The 14,332-nt window shown below is 60.9% G+C and carries 13 protein-coding genes; 3 read left to right on the top strand and 10 right to left on the bottom strand.

Annotated features, from left to right (window positions below):
• Positions 1 to 130: 130 nt before the first annotated feature.
• The 3 genes from B0W55_RS00005 to B0W55_RS00015 form a co-directional block, all read right to left on the bottom strand.
• Positions 131 to 901 carry a MetQ/NlpA family ABC transporter substrate-binding protein gene (locus B0W55_RS00005; RefSeq protein ID WP_077044022.1) on the bottom strand — a complete coding sequence of 257 codons (771 nt, stop codon included), beginning with the start codon at positions 899 to 901 and terminating at the stop codon, positions 131 to 133.
• Between the two features lie 61 nt (positions 902 to 962).
• Positions 963 to 1,637 (bottom strand): methionine ABC transporter permease, encoded by a 675-nt coding sequence (locus B0W55_RS00010; RefSeq protein ID WP_077044023.1) that lies wholly within the window; start codon positions 1,635 to 1,637, stop codon positions 963 to 965.
• On the bottom strand, positions 1,637 to 2,644 hold the full coding sequence (locus B0W55_RS00015; protein WP_077044024.1) for a methionine ABC transporter ATP-binding protein: 1,008 nt from the start codon (positions 2,642 to 2,644) through the stop codon (positions 1,637 to 1,639). Before B0W55_RS00015 ends, B0W55_RS00010 begins: the two co-directional genes overlap by 1 nt.
• Before the next feature lie 208 nt (positions 2,645 to 2,852).
• Between B0W55_RS00015 and katE the strand changes: the two genes are divergently transcribed.
• Positions 2,853 to 4,991, top strand: coding sequence for a catalase HPII (katE, locus tag B0W55_RS00020; RefSeq protein ID WP_077044025.1), 2,139 nt, complete (start codon positions 2,853 to 2,855; stop codon positions 4,989 to 4,991).
• Positions 4,992 to 5,095: 104 nt separating this feature from the next.
• Here katE and B0W55_RS00025 read toward each other — a convergent pair whose 3' ends face one another.
• From B0W55_RS00025 to zur, 4 genes are read right to left on the bottom strand one after another with little or no spacing between them, the layout of a single operon-like run.
• On the bottom strand, positions 5,096 to 5,806 hold the full coding sequence (locus tag B0W55_RS00025) for a PA5502 family lipoprotein (protein ID WP_077044026.1): 711 nt from the start codon (positions 5,804 to 5,806) through the stop codon (positions 5,096 to 5,098).
• Between the two features lie 37 nt (positions 5,807 to 5,843).
• Positions 5,844 to 6,632, bottom strand: coding sequence for a zinc ABC transporter permease subunit ZnuB (gene znuB / locus B0W55_RS00030; RefSeq protein WP_077044027.1), 789 nt, complete (start codon positions 6,630 to 6,632; stop codon positions 5,844 to 5,846).
• Positions 6,625 to 7,410, bottom strand: a complete 786-nt coding sequence (gene znuC / locus B0W55_RS00035) for a zinc ABC transporter ATP-binding protein ZnuC (protein ID WP_077044028.1) — start codon at positions 7,408 to 7,410, stop codon at positions 6,625 to 6,627. Before znuC ends, znuB begins: the two co-directional genes overlap by 8 nt.
• Positions 7,410 to 7,892, bottom strand: coding sequence for a zinc uptake transcriptional repressor Zur (gene zur / locus B0W55_RS00040; RefSeq protein ID WP_077044029.1), 483 nt, complete (start codon positions 7,890 to 7,892; stop codon positions 7,410 to 7,412). Before zur ends, znuC begins: the two co-directional genes overlap by 1 nt.
• Before the next feature lie 66 nt (positions 7,893 to 7,958).
• Between zur and B0W55_RS00045 the strand changes: the two genes are divergently transcribed.
• Entirely contained in the window at positions 7,959 to 8,879 is a 921-nt protein-coding gene (locus B0W55_RS00045) for a zinc ABC transporter substrate-binding protein (RefSeq protein ID WP_077044030.1), read from the top strand.
• Between the two features lie 109 nt (positions 8,880 to 8,988).
• Here the strand turns inward: B0W55_RS00045 and B0W55_RS00050 are convergent, their stop codons facing one another.
• Together B0W55_RS00050 and B0W55_RS00055 are read right to left on the bottom strand one after the other, a co-directional pair.
• Positions 8,989 to 9,939 carry a homoserine kinase gene (locus B0W55_RS00050; RefSeq protein WP_077044031.1) on the bottom strand — a complete coding sequence of 317 codons (951 nt, stop codon included), beginning with the start codon at positions 9,937 to 9,939 and terminating at the stop codon, positions 8,989 to 8,991.
• 57 nt (positions 9,940 to 9,996) lie between these two features.
• Complete coding sequence (locus tag B0W55_RS00055) at positions 9,997 to 10,287, bottom strand: DUF2782 domain-containing protein (RefSeq protein ID WP_046818667.1); 291 nt, start codon at positions 10,285 to 10,287, stop codon at positions 9,997 to 9,999.
• Positions 10,288 to 10,361: 74 nt separating this feature from the next.
• Between B0W55_RS00055 and polA the strand changes: the two genes are divergently transcribed.
• Positions 10,362 to 13,166 (top strand): DNA polymerase I, encoded by a 2,805-nt coding sequence (gene polA, locus B0W55_RS00060; RefSeq protein WP_077044032.1) that lies wholly within the window; start codon positions 10,362 to 10,364, stop codon positions 13,164 to 13,166.
• A 348-nt stretch (positions 13,167 to 13,514) separates the two neighbouring features.
• Here the strand turns inward: polA and yihA are convergent, their stop codons facing one another.
• Positions 13,515 to 14,159, bottom strand: a complete 645-nt coding sequence (yihA, locus tag B0W55_RS00065) for a ribosome biogenesis GTP-binding protein YihA/YsxC (protein ID WP_077044033.1) — start codon at positions 14,157 to 14,159, stop codon at positions 13,515 to 13,517.
• Positions 14,160 to 14,332 lie beyond the last annotated feature (173 nt).

Below are 14,332 nucleotides of genomic sequence, written 5' to 3' on the forward strand. Positions count from 1 at the left end.
CGGTGTGTCAGTCAATAATTACGCAGACTGACACACCGCCTTCGCGAGCAAGCCCGCTCCCACATGGGCTCGGATTTCAGGCAAAAAAAGGGGCGCATTCGGATGCGCCCCTTTTCGTTACAGCAGTGGATCAGAACGCCGGCACTACCGCGCCTTTGTACTTCTCGACGATGAAGGCCTTCACTTGCGGGCTGTGCAGCGCGGCGATCAATTTCTTCATGTCCTCGCTGTCCTTGTTGTCCGGGCGGGCGACGAGGATGTTCACGTACGGCGAGTCGCTGCCTTCGATGACCAGGGCGTCCTTGGACGGGTCGAGCTTGGCTTCGAGCGCGTAGTTGGTGTTGATCAGCGCCAGGTCGACCTGGGTCAGCACGCGAGGGATGGTCGCCGCTTCAAGTTCACGGAATTTCAGGTCTTTGCTGTTTGCGGTGATGTCCTTGACGGTCGACAGGATGTTGGTCGGGTCCTTCAAGGTGATCAGGCCGGACTTGGCCAGCAGCAACAGGGCACGGCCGCCGTTGGTGGCGTCATTCGGGATCACGACAGTGGCGCCGCCTGGCAGGTCTTCCAGCTTCTTGTACTTGCTGGAGTAAGCGCCCAGGGGTTCCAAGTGCACGCCGGTAACGGCGACCAGATCGGTGCCCTTGGCCTTGTTGAACTCATCGAGGTACGGCTGGTGCTGGAAGAAGTTGGCGTCCAGACGCTTCTCGGCCACCTGCACGTTCGGCTGGATGTAGTCGGTGAAGACTTTGACCTTCAGGTCCACGCCTTCTTTGGCCAGGGCCGGCTTCACGAATTCGAGGATTTCGGCGTGCGGGACCGGGGTGGCGGCGACGGTCAGGGTGTCGGCGTGGGCGGAAAAGGCTGCAACGGCAGCGAACGCGACGAATAGTTTTTTCATTCAGCTAACTCCATGTGAGGCGCCCGTTCTGGCGCCTGCCAGCGAATGGCCGGCTCAATTATTACTTACGGGAAAAATGCACAACCAGCTTGTCGCCGACGGTTTGCAGAACCTGTACCAGCACCAGCAGCAGGATCACGGTGACCACCATCACATCGGTCTGGAAACGCTGGTAACCGAAACGGATCGCCAGGTCGCCCAGGCCACCGGCGCCGACCACACCGGCCATCGCCGTGTAAGACACCAGTGTAATGGCTGTCACGGTAATCGCCGCGAAAATGCCCGGACGGGCTTCGGGCAGCAAGGCATTGGTGATGATCTGCCGCGTGGTGGCGCCCATGGCCTGGGTCGCTTCAATGATGCCGCGATCCACTTCACGCAGCGCGGTTTCCACCAGCCGCGCGAAGAACGGCGTGGCGCCCACCACCAGTGGCGGGATCGCACCGGCGACACCCAGCGAGGTGCCGGTGATCAACACGGTGAACGGGATCATCACGATCAGCAGAATGATGAACGGCAGCGAACGCAGGATGTTCACCATCAACGACAACAACGCGTAGATGCCTTTGGCCTCCAGCAACTGACGCGGGCTGCACAGGAATAGCAGCACGCCCAGCGGCAAACCCAGCAGCACGGTGAACAGCAGCGAACCGCCGAGCATCATCATCGTGTCGCCGGTGGCCAGCCAGATCTCGTACCAGTCGATGTTGGAGAAGAAACTTGTCAGGGCTTCCATCAGCGCAGCACCTCCATGTGGACGTCGGCCGCAGTGAAGCGGGCGAACGCTGCGTCCATGTCACCGCCGGTCACGGCCAGGGTCAGTTGGCCGTAGGGGATATCCTTGATGCGATCGATGCGACCGGCAAGGATGCTGTAGTCCACACCGGTTTCCCGGGCGACAGTGCCCAGCAGCGGCGCGTAGGTCGCTTCGCCCTGGAAGGTCAGACGTACGATGCGACCCGGCACATGGGCGAAGTCGTCACGCTGTTCGCCTTCATCGATCTGCTCGTCTTCTTGCACGAAGCGTTTGGTGGTCGGGTGTTTCGGGTGCAGGAACACCTCGGCCACCGTGCCCTGTTCGACGATCACGCCAGCGTCCATCACGCCGACCTGATCGCAGACCCGGCGAATCACGTCCATTTCATGGGTGATCAGCACGATGGTCAGCTTCAGCTCGCGATTGATCTCGGCCAGCAGTTGCAGGACCGACGCGGTGGTTTGCGGGTCCAGGGCACTGGTGGCTTCGTCGCACAGCAGGATTTTCGGCTTGGTGGCCAGGGCGCGGGCGATGCCCACGCGCTGCTTCTGCCCACCGGACAACTGCGCCGGGTACTTGTTGGCGTGATCGGACAAACCGACCCGGGCCAGCAATTGGGCGACACGCTGGTCGATTTCACTGCGGGACAGTTCACCGGCCAGGGTCAGCGGCAGCGCGACGTTGTCGGCCACGGTCTTGGACGCCAGCAGGTTGAAGTGCTGGAAAATCATCCCGACCTGTTGGCGGAAACGGCGCAGACCGTTGGCGTCGAGCGCGGTGACTTCTTCGCCATCGACGATGATCTTGCCGCCACTGGCGTTTTCCAGGCGATTGATCAGACGCAGCAGGGTACTTTTTCCCGCACCGGAATGGCCGATCAGGCCGAACACCTGACCGTTCTCAATCGTCAGGCTGGTCGGGTGCAGGGCGGGAATATCCTTACCGGCGACGCGGTAGGTTTTATGGACGTTTTGAAACTCGATCACGTAGCGAACCTTGTGGGGCGCGTTGGAAAAGGGTCAGCGGTTAGCCGGGCGCGCATTTTAGCCTGTCCGTATAGAGGTTCTTAGCATTTATTTCGCTTTCATCCAGTCATTTGGCAATAACGCGATCAAAGGTCAGATAAAAGGAACGGCCAAAAACGTCATCAGTCACTACTTAGGCAACGCGAAAACAGCCGAGGAGTTATGCCTGATGAGTACTAAAAAGCCTGCCACGCCAAAGAGTGACCTGGCCGGGACCGATACCCTGGACCGCAGCAACACCAACGCCAAGCTCGATAGCCTGGAAAAATTTCGTTCCGACGCCACGGGTCAGGCCCTGCGCACCAATCAGGGCGTGAAGGTGGCGGACAATCAGAACACCCTGAAGGTCGGTGCACGTGGCCCTTCGCTGCTGGAAGACTTCATCATGCGTGAAAAAATCACGCATTTTGACCATGAACGCATCCCCGAGCGCATCGTGCATGCCCGCGGCACCGGTGCCCATGGCTTCTTCCAGAGCTACGAGAACCATAGCGTGCTGACCAAGGCCGGCTTCCTGCAGGATCCCGGCAAAAAGACCCCGGTGTTCGTACGCTTTTCCACGGTGCAGGGCCCCCGCGGGTCGGGCGACACCGTGCGTGACGTACGAGGTTTCGCCGTCAAGTTCTTCACCGACGAGGGCATCTACGACCTGGTCGGCAACAACATGCCGGTGTTTTTCATTCAGGACGCCATCAAGTTTCCTGATTTCGTGCATGCGGTTAAACCCGAGCCCCACAACGAAATCCCTACCGGCGGCTCGGCCCACGACACGTTCTGGGACTTCGTTTCGCTGCAACCGGAATCGGCGCACATGGTGATCTGGGCCATGTCCGATCGGGCGATCCCCAAGAGCCTGCGCAGCATGCAAGGCTTTGGCGTGCATACCTTTCGCCTGATCAATGCCGAGGGCAAGTCGCGGTTCGTCAAATTCCACTGGCGCCCCACCGCCGGCACCTGCTCGCTGGTGTGGGATGAAGCGCAGAAGCTGGCGGGCAAGGACACCGATTATCACCGTCGCGACCTCTGGGAAGCCATCGAGATGGGCGACTACCCGGAATGGGAACTGGGCGTTCAGGTGATAGAGGAAGAAAACGAACACGCCTTCGAGTTCGACATCCTCGATCCCACCAAGCTCATTCCGGAAGAACTGGTGCCGATCACCCCGCTGGGCAAAATGACCCTCAACCGCAACCCGGACAACTTCTTTGCCGAAACCGAACAGGTCGCGTTCTGCCCGGGTCACGTGGTGCCGGGGATCGATTTTTCCAACGATCCGTTGCTGCAAGGTCGGCTGTTTTCCTACACCGATACGCAGATCAGCCGACTCGGCGGGCCGAATTTTCATGAGATCCCCATCAACCGTACGATTACCCCCTTGCACAATGGTCAACGCGATGCGCTGCACCGCACCACCATCGACAAGGGTCGCGCGGCCTATGAGCCGAACTCCATCGACGGTGGCTGGCCAAAAGAAACCCCGCCCGCAGCCCAGGACGGCGGCTTCGAGACTTACGCGGAGCGCATCGACGCCAACAAGATCCGCCAGCGCAGCGAGTCGTTCGGCGACCACTTTTCCCAGGCACGGCTGTTTTTCCACAGCATGAGCAAGCACGAACAGGAACACATCATTGCGGCCTACAGCTTTGAGTTGGGCAAGGTTGAACGTGAGTTCATCCGCGCGCGGCAAGTGAACGAGATCCTGGCCAATATCGATCTGGAACTGGCCAAGCGAGTGGCGGCGAACCTCGGTTTGCCGGCGCCGAAAGCCGGGACTGTCGAGGTGCCGAAGACGTCACTGGATCGCTCGCCGGCGCTTAGCCAAGCCAATTTGCTGCCGGGTGACATCAAGACCCGCAAGGTAGCGATTCTGGCGGCCAACGGTGTGGACGGTGCAGCCATCGATGCAATGAAGAAAGCGCTGGAGGCAGAAGGCGCCCACGCCAAACTGCTTGGCCCGACCTCGGCGCCGGTGACCACTGCCGACGGCAAGGCACTGCCGGTGGATGCGTCGATGGAAGGCATGCCATCCGTGGCGTTCGATGCGGTGTTCGTGCCCGGTGGCGCGGCGTCGGTCAAGGCCTTGAGCGGTGACGGCGTGGCGTTGCATTACGTGCTGGAGGCCTACAAGCACCTCAAGGCGATCGCGTTGCATGGCGAGGCGAAGCAGTTGCTGGACGTGTTGAAGCTGGAGGCGGATGCGGGGTTGATCGTGGCGGCTGATGCCAAGTCGTTCAAGGCGTTTTTTGCCGCGATCGGCGAACATCGGGTTTGGGATCGGGAGCCGAAGGCCAAAGCGATTCCGGCCTGAAGTTCTGCGCTGCCTGAAATGACGCCTTCGCGAGCAAGCCCGCTCCCACATGGATCTGCGATCAACGCAGAACCAATGTGGGAGCGGGCTTGCTCGCGAAGCTTTTAAGGTTTGCGCGGGCTCAAGACCATCTGCGCCGGCACACTGCGAATAATCTGCCGCTCCAGCTTCAGATCAAACTGCGGATCAAGCTTGTTCACTCGCTTGGTCAACAGATTGGCCAGCCAAGGGTAATCATCGGTACGCGGTGCCTGGATGCTCACGTCGCACTGATAATTCACCACATCGGCAGCAATCGCATCCAGTTGGCGGCGCAATTTCGCCATGTCGGTGATATTCAACGCCACAGTGGTGCTCTCGGCCGTCGGGTCGATGACCTTGGCCTTGGGCTTGGCTTCAGCGGCCTTGAGCGCGGCTTCGGCTTTTTCCAGTTCGGCCTTGCGCGCTTGAGCAATGGCACCGTTGACGCCACCGGTCAGCGCCGGCGCCTTGGGCATCAATGCGCGAGCACGGGCCAGGGCAGTGGCAGCAGCGTTGACGTCGCCTTTTTGCAGCACGATCTGGCTGCGCATCAGGTAGGCCTCAGCCAACTGGCGTTGATACTGCTCCAAGGATTGATCGTTGGGCGACTGCGCCTGCAACGCGGCCAATTGATCTTCGGCCGTGGCCAGTTCGCTGCTGGCCAGGCTTTGCTCAAGCTGTGCAATGGCCGTTGCCCGCGCATCCGGGGCCTCGGCTGCCGGCGGCGTGCTCTGACAGGCGCCCAGCAGCAAAAATGCGGCAATCAGCAGATAACGGGAGGTGAACGACTTCATTCCTGCGACTCTCTATTTGCGCAAAAAACGAGCAAGTCTACACCCCTCGACGGGGCAGAACAAAACTCAGCAGAAACAACGCGGCGGCCGTCACGACAATCGACGGGCCGGCCGGGGTGTCCTTGAACCAGGACAGCGCCAGCCCGCCACACACGGCGAGTATGCCCAGCAGGCTTGCGCCCAGTGCCATCTGTTCCGGCGAGCGGGCGTGACGTTGTGCCGCAGCCGCCGGGATGATCAGCAACGAAGTAATCAGCAGGACACCGACGATTTTCATCGCCACGGCAATCACCACGGCGATCAGCAACATCAGCGCCATGCGCAATCCCGCCACGGGCAGGCCTTCGACCCTGGCCAGCTCTTCATGCACGGTGATCGCCAGCAATGGCCGCCACAGCGTCACCAGCAAGACCAGCACCGCCGCGCTGCCGCCGAGAATCCAGGCCAGATCCGTCGGACTGATCGCCAGCAGGTCGCCGAACAGATAGGCCATCAGGTCGATCCGTACTTCGTGCATGAAGCTTAGTACGACAAGACCGAGAGAGAGGGTGCTGGGGGCAAGAATTCCCAACAGTGTGTCGGACGCCAGCGGCTGACGCTGCTGCAAGGTCACCAGCAACACCGCCAGCAGCAGACAGCCTACGGTAACCGCGACGGTGGGGCTGACATCCAGCAGGAAGCCCAGGGCCACGCCCAGCAATGCTGCGTGGGACAAGGTGTCGCCGAAGTAGGCCATGCGCCGCCAGACCACGAATGAACCCAACGGACCGGCGACGACCGCCAGGGCCAAACCTGCAAGCAGGGCGTAGAGCAGAAAATCAGCCATGCTTGCAGTTATCTCCGTGAACATGGGTATGGCCCGACCCGGGCGCCTTGACCACCGAGCCGTGCAAATCGTGGGCGTGGTCGTGGTGGTGGTGATAAATCGCCAGGCTCTGGGCATTTTTGCCGAACAGCTCGACGAAGGCCGGATCGCCGCTGACCTGCTCGGGGTGGCCGGAGCAGCAGACGTGGCGGTTGAGGCACACCACCTGATCGGTGGTGCTCATCACCAGGTGCAAGTCGTGAGAGACCATCAACACGCCGCAGCCGTGGCGATCACGCAGGCGGGTGATCAGGCTGTAGAGCTCGGCCTGGCCGGCCACATCGACACCTTGCACCGGCTCGTCGAGCACCAGCAATTGCGGTTCGCGCAGCAGCGCACGGGCCAGCAGCACCCGTTGCATCTCGCCGCCGGAAACACTTTGCACCGGGCTGTCGATCACCTGTTCGGCGCCGACCTCCTTGAGTGCCGACAGGGCCATCGCACGGTCCACACCCGGCACCAACCGCAGGAAACGCAGCACCGAAAGCGGCAAGGTCGGGTCCACATGCAACTTCTGCGGCATATAGCCAACCCGCAGTTTCGGCTTGCGCCAGACCGTGCCGCTGTCGGGCTTCAACAGGCCCAGTACGGCGCGCACCAGGGTGGTCTTGCCGGCGCCGTTCGGCCCGATCAGGGTGACGATCTGCCCCGGCTCGACGCTCAGTTCGATGTTATCCAGCACACGCTGCCCGGCAAAAGTGACGGCAACCTGCTCGAGGCGAATCAGCGCGTTGCTCATCAAGCCCCCTGGCAACCCGAGCACAGCCCCACCACTTCGACGGTCTGGCCTTCGACCACAAAACCGACCTCACTGGCGCTGGCGACGATCGCGTCGCTGATGGATTTTTGTTCAAGTTCAATGGCGGCGTGGCAATCGCGGCAGATCAGGAACTGACCCTGGTGCGCGTGCTCGGGGTGATTGCAGCCGATAAAAGCGTTCAGAGAAGAAATACGGTGCACCAAATTGTTTTCCAGCAGGAAATCCAGGGCGCGATACACCGTTGGCGGCGCGGCGCGACGACCATCCTGCTCGCTGAGCACCGCGAGAATGTCATAGGCGCCCAACGGCTTATGGCTTTGCCAGACCAATTCCAGCACCCGCCGACGCAAAGCGGTCAAGCGCAGGCCCTGACGTTCGCACAGGGCATCAGCCTCGGACAGAGCGCTGTGCACGCAGTGAGAGTGATCGTGGGGACGGCTGGCAAGCGGTGTTTTAGTCATGAGCGGCGACGCATTTGGTGAGAGACGTTATTATGTTACCCGTTCTCGCCTCCTCGAGTGGTCATCGTGTCCCGAATTTTTTCTATCTTTGTCGCATTTCTCGCCAGTTTTTTGCTGATCGGCCCGGCGCAAGCCGAGGTCACCGTCCTTACCAGTATCAAGCCACTGCAGTTGATTGCCGCTGCAGTGCAGGACGGCGTGGCGATCCCGGAGGTGTTGCTGCCGCCCGGCGCTTCGCCGCATAACTACGCGTTGCGCCCTTCCGACGTACGGAAGGTGCAGTCGGTGGACTTGCTGTACTGGATCGGGCCGAACATGGAAGGTTTCCTGCCCCGTGTGCTGAACGGCCGCACGCTGCCGAGCATCGCCGTGCAGGACTTGCCCGGTCTGAAACTTCGCCATTTCGCCGAAGACAACCAGTCGCACGCCGAAGAAGCCGACGAACATGATCACGATCATCGTCCGGGCAGCCTGGACGCCCATTTGTGGCTGTCCCCGGTGAATGCCCGAGTGATCGCGGCGAAAATGGCCGAGGACCTGAGCGCCGCCGACCCGGCCAACGCCACGCGGTATCAGAGCAACCTCAAAGCGTTCGATGAGCGTCTGGATGCACTGGACCTGCGATTGAAGGCGCGTCTGGCGGGGATCGCAGGCAAGCCGTATTTCGTGTTCCACGAAGCCTTCGACTACTTCGAAGACGCCTATGGCCTCAAGCACACGGGCGTGTTCAGCGTTGCGGCGGAAGTGCAGCCCGGCGCCCAGCATGTCGCAGCAATGCGCGCGCGGTTGCAGGAAGTGGGCAAGACGTGCGTGTTCAGCGAGCCGCCGTTGCGGCCGCGCCTGGCGGAAACCCTGGTGGCCGGCCTACCGGTGAAACTGGCGGAACTGGATGCGCTGGGCGGTTACACGCCCGCGACTGCTCAGGGGTATGAGCAGGTGCTGGAGAAATTGGGGAATGATTTGGCAGGGTGTCTGGAGTCGTTGTAACAGGCACTTACCTGTGGCGAGGGAGCTTGCTCCCGCCGGGCAGCGAAGCTGACCTCCGTGTCATGGGCCTGCTGCGCAGTCCAACGGGAGCAAGCTCTCTCGCCACAATTTAAAGGGCAAACGGCAACGGTGTGCTGACGGTCTGCCGCTGCGCCAGGCGCAACTGAAACTCCATCGGGTCGTGAATCAATACGTCCTGCCCGGCGAATGACTCCGCCGCAATCAACCGCGACAACCAGAAGCGTACGCACGCCACCCGCAGCATGGTCGGCCACAACTCCGCCTCGGCGGCAGTGAACGGACGCAACCCGGCATAAGCCCCCAGCAACGCCCGCGCCCGTGGCCCGTCGATCAAGCCCTCATCGTCCGAGCACCAGTCGTTCAAGGCAATCGCCACGTCGTACAGCATCGGTCCCGAGCAGGCGTTGTAGAAATCGATCAACCCGGTCAGGTGCGTGCCTTCGAACATCGCGTTATCGCGGAACAGGTCGGCGTGGATGTTCGCGCGGGGCAAGGCGAGGATTCTTTCTTTCTGCACACCGATTTCATCCAGCGCCTTTTGCAGCAATTCTTTCTGCCGGGCGTCGAGGTGCGACAGCAACTGCGTGCCCTCCTCCAGCATCCAGTCCAGGCCACGGTCGGTCTTGCGCTTGATCATGTTGGCCTGGGTTGCCAGGTGCAGATGAGCCAGCAATTCACCTACCTGCGCGCAGTGCTGGGCGTTGGCCTGTTTGATGTGCTTGCCGGCCAGGCGCGGCTGCAGTAGCGCGGGTTTGCCAGCCAGTTCACGCAATGCCACGCCATCGGTCGTGCGCAAGGCGTACGGCACCGGCAAGTCGGCCTCGTGCAGCACGTCGAGCAATTCGATGAAGAACGGCATCTCCTGGACCGGGCCGCGCTCGACCAGGGTCAGGACAAATTCGCCCTGCTCCAGGCTGATAAAGAAATTGGTGTTTTCGCTACCGGCGGCAATCCCCTGGAAATCAAGCAGGCGGCCGAGGCCATAAGGGGCGAGAAAAGCTTCCAGCTCGGGCCGAGCCAGGGGGGTGAACACAGACATGTTTAAACTGCCAGTACGGGCGCCGCTCGCGAGCCAGCGCCAATTGAAATTAGGAAACTATTTCCACTCGAAGATTTTCCACGACGGAATCAGCATATCGGGCTGATCCGAGCGGATGAAGTTTGCATCCGTTCCATCCGCGCGCACCAGAAAATACGGCGGTGCGCCCTTCGGCGTGACCTTGATCGCATACAGGAACCCGTTCTGGCGGTACTCCTGAATGACTTTGTCTCCTTCGGTGCGGATCGTGACCTCAGGCTCCGGTGTAGGCGCATCGTCCGCTGCCATCACGGCCAGCGGTGTAATAGCAAACAACCCAGCCAGCAACAGGCGATTTAGTGTGCGCATGATAACCTTGTCCCTTTGTCGTCAACGGTCCCGCTATTCTAGCGCCGGACCCGCCGAAAAGGTTGATCCTGCTCATGAGCCAAGCCCCCCTCGTCCTGGTGGACGGTTCTTCTTACCTGTACCGCGCCTTTCACGCGCTGCCGCCGCTGACCACGTCCAAAGGCCTGCCGACCGGTGCGGTCAAGGGCGTGCTGAACATGCTCAGGAGTCTGCGCAAGCAGTACCCGGACAGTCCGTTCGCCGTGGTGTTCGACGCCAAGGGCGGGACCTTTCGCGATGAGATGTACGCAGAATACAAGGCCAACCGTCCGAGCATGCCCGATGACATGCGTGTGCAGATCGAACCGCTGCACCAGAGCGTGATCGCCCTGGGCTTCCCGCTGCTGTGCGTCGAGGGTGTCGAAGCCGACGACGTGATCGGCACCCTGGCCCGCAGCAGTGCCGCCGCCGATCGTCCGGTGGTCATCTCCACCGGCGACAAGGACATGGCGCAACTGGTCGACGGCCACATTACCTTGGTCAATACCATGACCGGTAGCAGCATGGACGTGGAAGGCGTGAAGGAGAAATTCGGCGTCGCTCCCGAGCAGATCATCGATTATCTGGCGCTCATGGGCGATTCTTCCGACAACATCCCGGGCGTGCCCGGCATCGGTCCGAAGACCGCGTCCGGCCTGCTGGTGGGTGTGAACGGCGGCCTGACCGAGCTCTACGCGCAACTCGACATCGTCCCGACCCTGCCGATCCGTGGCGCGAAAACATTGCCGGCCAAGCTTGAAGAGCACAAGGAGATGGCATTCCTGTCCTATCGATTGGCGACGATCAAGGTCGATGTGCCGCTGGATATCGGTCTCGATGACCTGCAAATGGGCCCGGAAGATCCGGCCAAGCTCTACGAGCTCTACACCCTGCTGGAATTCAAGAGCTGGCTGAACGATCTCGACCGTGACGCCAAACGCCAGGAACTGAGCAGCGCCGCCGAACCCGCACCGGCCGCCGATCTGTTCAGCACGCCCGAGGCCCAAGCGCCGGTGGCCGTGGCTGAAGCCGCCTACGAAACCATCCTCGACCAGGCTCGCTTCGACGTCTGGCTGGAAAAACTGAACAACGCCAAGTTGTTCGCCTTCGACACCGAAACCACCGGCATCGACGCGCAACAGGCGCAATTGGTGGGGCTGTCGTTTGCAGTACAGGCCAACGAAGCGGCCTACATCCCGCTGACCCATTCCTACATCGGCGTGCCCGAGCAACTGGACCGCGACACCGTGCTGCGCGCGCTCAAGCCGATTCTGGAAGACCCGAACAAACTCAAGGTCGGCCAGCATGCCAAGTTCGACATGAACATCCTGGCCAACTGCGCCATCGGCGGCGATCAGGCCAACGGCATCACCGTGCGCGGCGTCGCCTTCGATACCATGCTCGAATCCTACGTGCTCAACTCCACGGCCACCCGTCATGACATGGACAGCCTGGCCCTGAAGTACCTGGACCACACCACGGTGAGTTTCCAGGACATCGCCGGCAAAGGCGTGAAGCAGCTGACTTTCGATCAGATCGCCCTCGAACAGGCCGGCCCCTATGCTGCCGAAGACGCCGATATCACCCTGCGCCTGCACCAGGCGTTGTTCGACAAGCTCAACGCCATCCCGAGCCTGGCCAGCGTGCTGACCGACATCGAGATCCCGCTGGTGCCGGTGCTGGCACGCATCGAACGTCAGGGCGCCTTGGTCGACGCCGCGCTGCTCGGTGTGCAGAGCATCGAACTGGGCGACAAGATGGTCGCGCTGGAACGTGAAGCCTTCGAGATCGCCGGGGAAGAATTCAACCTGGGTTCGCCCAAGCAGCTCGGCGTGATTCTTTACGAGAAACTTGGCCTGCCGGTGCTGAAAAAGACCGCCAAGGGTCAGCCGTCCACCGCCGAAGAGGTGCTGGCCAAACTGGCTGAGGAAGACTACCGGCTACCCAAGGTGCTGATGGAATACCGTTCCATGAGCAAGCTCAAAAGCACCTACACCGACCGCCTGCCGGAGCAGATCAACCCGCGCACCGGGCGTATCCACACCTCGTACCATCAGGCCGTGGCTTCCACTGGGCGCTTGTCTTCCAGCGATCCGAACCTGCAGAACATTCCAGTGCGCACCGCCGAAGGGCGGCGCATTCGTCAGGCTTTCGTGGCCCCGGCCGGCTACAAATTGCTGGCGGCGGACTATTCGCAGATCGAACTGCGGATCATGGCGCACCTGTCCCGGGACGAAGGGTTGATGAACGCCTTCCGTCACAATCTGGACGTGCACACCGCGACGGCCGCCGAGGTATTCAAGGTGGAACTGGCGGACGTGACCTCTGATCAGCGTCGCAGCGCCAAGGCCATCAACTTCGGCCTGATCTACGGCATGGGTGCGCAGAAGCTCGGCAAGGACATCGGCGTCGATACCAAGACGGCCAAGGCTTACATCGACACCTACTTTGCCCGTTACCCGGGAGTGCGTGAGTACATGGACCGCACCCGTGCCCAGGCGGCGGATCAGGGGTTCGTGGAAACGTTCTTCGGGCGACGCCTGTATCTGCCGGAGATCAACTCCAACAAGCCGCAGGAGCGCGCCGCCGCCGAGCGCACGGCGATCAACGCGCCGATGCAGGGCACCGCTGCCGACATCATCAAGAAAGCCATGGTGGCTGTGGACAACTGGCTGGCGTCGTCCGGCCTGGACGCCAAAGTCATCCTGCAAGTGCACGATGAACTGGTGCTTGAGGTGCGTGAAGATTTGGTCGAGCAGGTCAGCGAGGAGATTCGCGTGCACATGAGCGGCGCGGCGAAACTGGATGTACCGTTGTTGGTCGAAGTGGGTGTGGGCAACAACTGGGATGAGGCGCATTAAGCCGTTGGTCGGTGAAAAACCGCTCAATCCGCGAAGAAATTATTCCGTTTACCGCGGCAAAGTGCCGCGGTATCGGGGCTGCACGCCCTTAGTCCGAAAAATGCACGGGGTTATTCCAAACACTTTGAAAGAAATTCTGAACTAATCTGGAGATTCACTACTCAGAGTTACTGAATGGCTGGTGAAGCCCTTCGATGCTCCTATGTTGTGTTAAGTGTTGGCAGATATCTGGACCCCGCCCTAGCGGTCTGGAACTTGAACCCCGGAACTTCCCCCTCCCCATAGAAGTCCGGGGTTTTTTTTGCCCCAAGAAAAGTGCCCAGGCACACCCCGGACAGTTCCCGCCCCTTACTGGGCCTCTGCCTCGGACCCCTTGTCCGCCAACTCCATCCAGTCCGCCAGCACCGTGTAAGCCTCTTCCAGGCCCATGCGCTTTGGCGCCGAAAACAGCTGGATCGTCACCGCGTCGCCCCAACCCTTGCGAATTTCCGACTGAACCTTGAGCAGTGTGTTCTTGGCCGCGCCATAGGTCAGCTTGTCCGCCTTGGTCAGCAGAATGTGCATTGGCATGCCGCTGGCAATGGCCCAGTCGAGCATCAGCAGGTCAAAGTCGGTCATTGGATGACGGATGTCCATCATCAGGATCAGACCCTTCAAACTTTCCCGACTACCCAGATAGGCCTCGAGGTGGCGCTGCCAGTGTTGCTTGAGCGGAATGGGTACTTTTGCATAACCGTAGCCCGGAAGGTCGACCAGACGACGTTCATCGTCTAGCTTGAAGAAATTCAACAGCTGCGTGCGACCCGGGGTTTTCGAGGTTCGCGCCAGGCTGGCATGGGTCAGGGTGTTGAGCGCGCTGGACTTGCCGGCGTTGGAACGCCCGGCGAAGGCGACTTCGAAACCTTCGTCATCCGGACATTGGTCGACTTTGGCGGCGCTGAGCATGAAGGTGGACTGTTGGCACAGACCGAGGATGGGATTCTTGAGTTGCATGGGATTTCCGATGTGGGCGGCGCCGGGAATGGGCGCGGCAAGCGGTGTCGCTTCCGTTTCAGTGACGCCAGTATATAATGCCGCAGATTTTGTGTGCGCTTTGTCCCAGCGTAGGATGAAGTTCACGAGAGCGACAGACCTTGATTGCGCACTAGAACGCAGCACGCTCTCAA

Origin of the sequence: Pseudomonas sp. KK4 (genome assembly GCF_001984065.1) — a bacterium.
In the GTDB taxonomy this organism is placed as follows: Bacteria; Pseudomonadota; Gammaproteobacteria; order Pseudomonadales; family Pseudomonadaceae; genus Aquipseudomonas.

What these genes read in the sequence shown, in the direction of transcription:
- B0W55_RS00005 (WP_077044022.1), bottom strand. Translation starts at nt 901, where the DNA reads ATGAAAAAACTATTCGTCGCGTTCGCTGCCGTTGCAGCCTTTTCCGCC.
- B0W55_RS00010 (WP_077044023.1), bottom strand. Translation starts at nt 1,637, where the DNA reads ATGGAAGCCCTGACAAGTTTCTTCTCCAACATCGACTGGTACGAGATC.
- katE (WP_077044025.1), top strand. Translation starts at nt 2,853, where the DNA reads ATGAGTACTAAAAAGCCTGCCACGCCAAAGAGTGACCTGGCCGGGACC.
- B0W55_RS00025 (WP_077044026.1), bottom strand. Translation starts at nt 5,806, where the DNA reads ATGAAGTCGTTCACCTCCCGTTATCTGCTGATTGCCGCATTTTTGCTG.
- znuB (WP_077044027.1), bottom strand. Translation starts at nt 6,632, where the DNA reads ATGGCTGATTTTCTGCTCTACGCCCTGCTTGCAGGTTTGGCCCTGGCG.
- znuC (WP_077044028.1), bottom strand. Translation starts at nt 7,410, where the DNA reads ATGAGCAACGCGCTGATTCGCCTCGAGCAGGTTGCCGTCACTTTTGCC.
- zur (WP_077044029.1), bottom strand. Translation starts at nt 7,892, where the DNA reads ATGACTAAAACACCGCTTGCCAGCCGTCCCCACGATCACTCTCACTGC.
- B0W55_RS00050 (WP_077044031.1), bottom strand. Translation starts at nt 9,939, where the DNA reads ATGTCTGTGTTCACCCCCCTGGCTCGGCCCGAGCTGGAAGCTTTTCTC.
- B0W55_RS00055 (WP_046818667.1), bottom strand. Translation starts at nt 10,287, where the DNA reads ATGCGCACACTAAATCGCCTGTTGCTGGCTGGGTTGTTTGCTATTACA.
- polA (WP_077044032.1), top strand. Translation starts at nt 10,362, where the DNA reads ATGAGCCAAGCCCCCCTCGTCCTGGTGGACGGTTCTTCTTACCTGTAC.
- yihA (WP_077044033.1), bottom strand. Translation starts at nt 14,159, where the DNA reads ATGCAACTCAAGAATCCCATCCTCGGTCTGTGCCAACAGTCCACCTTC.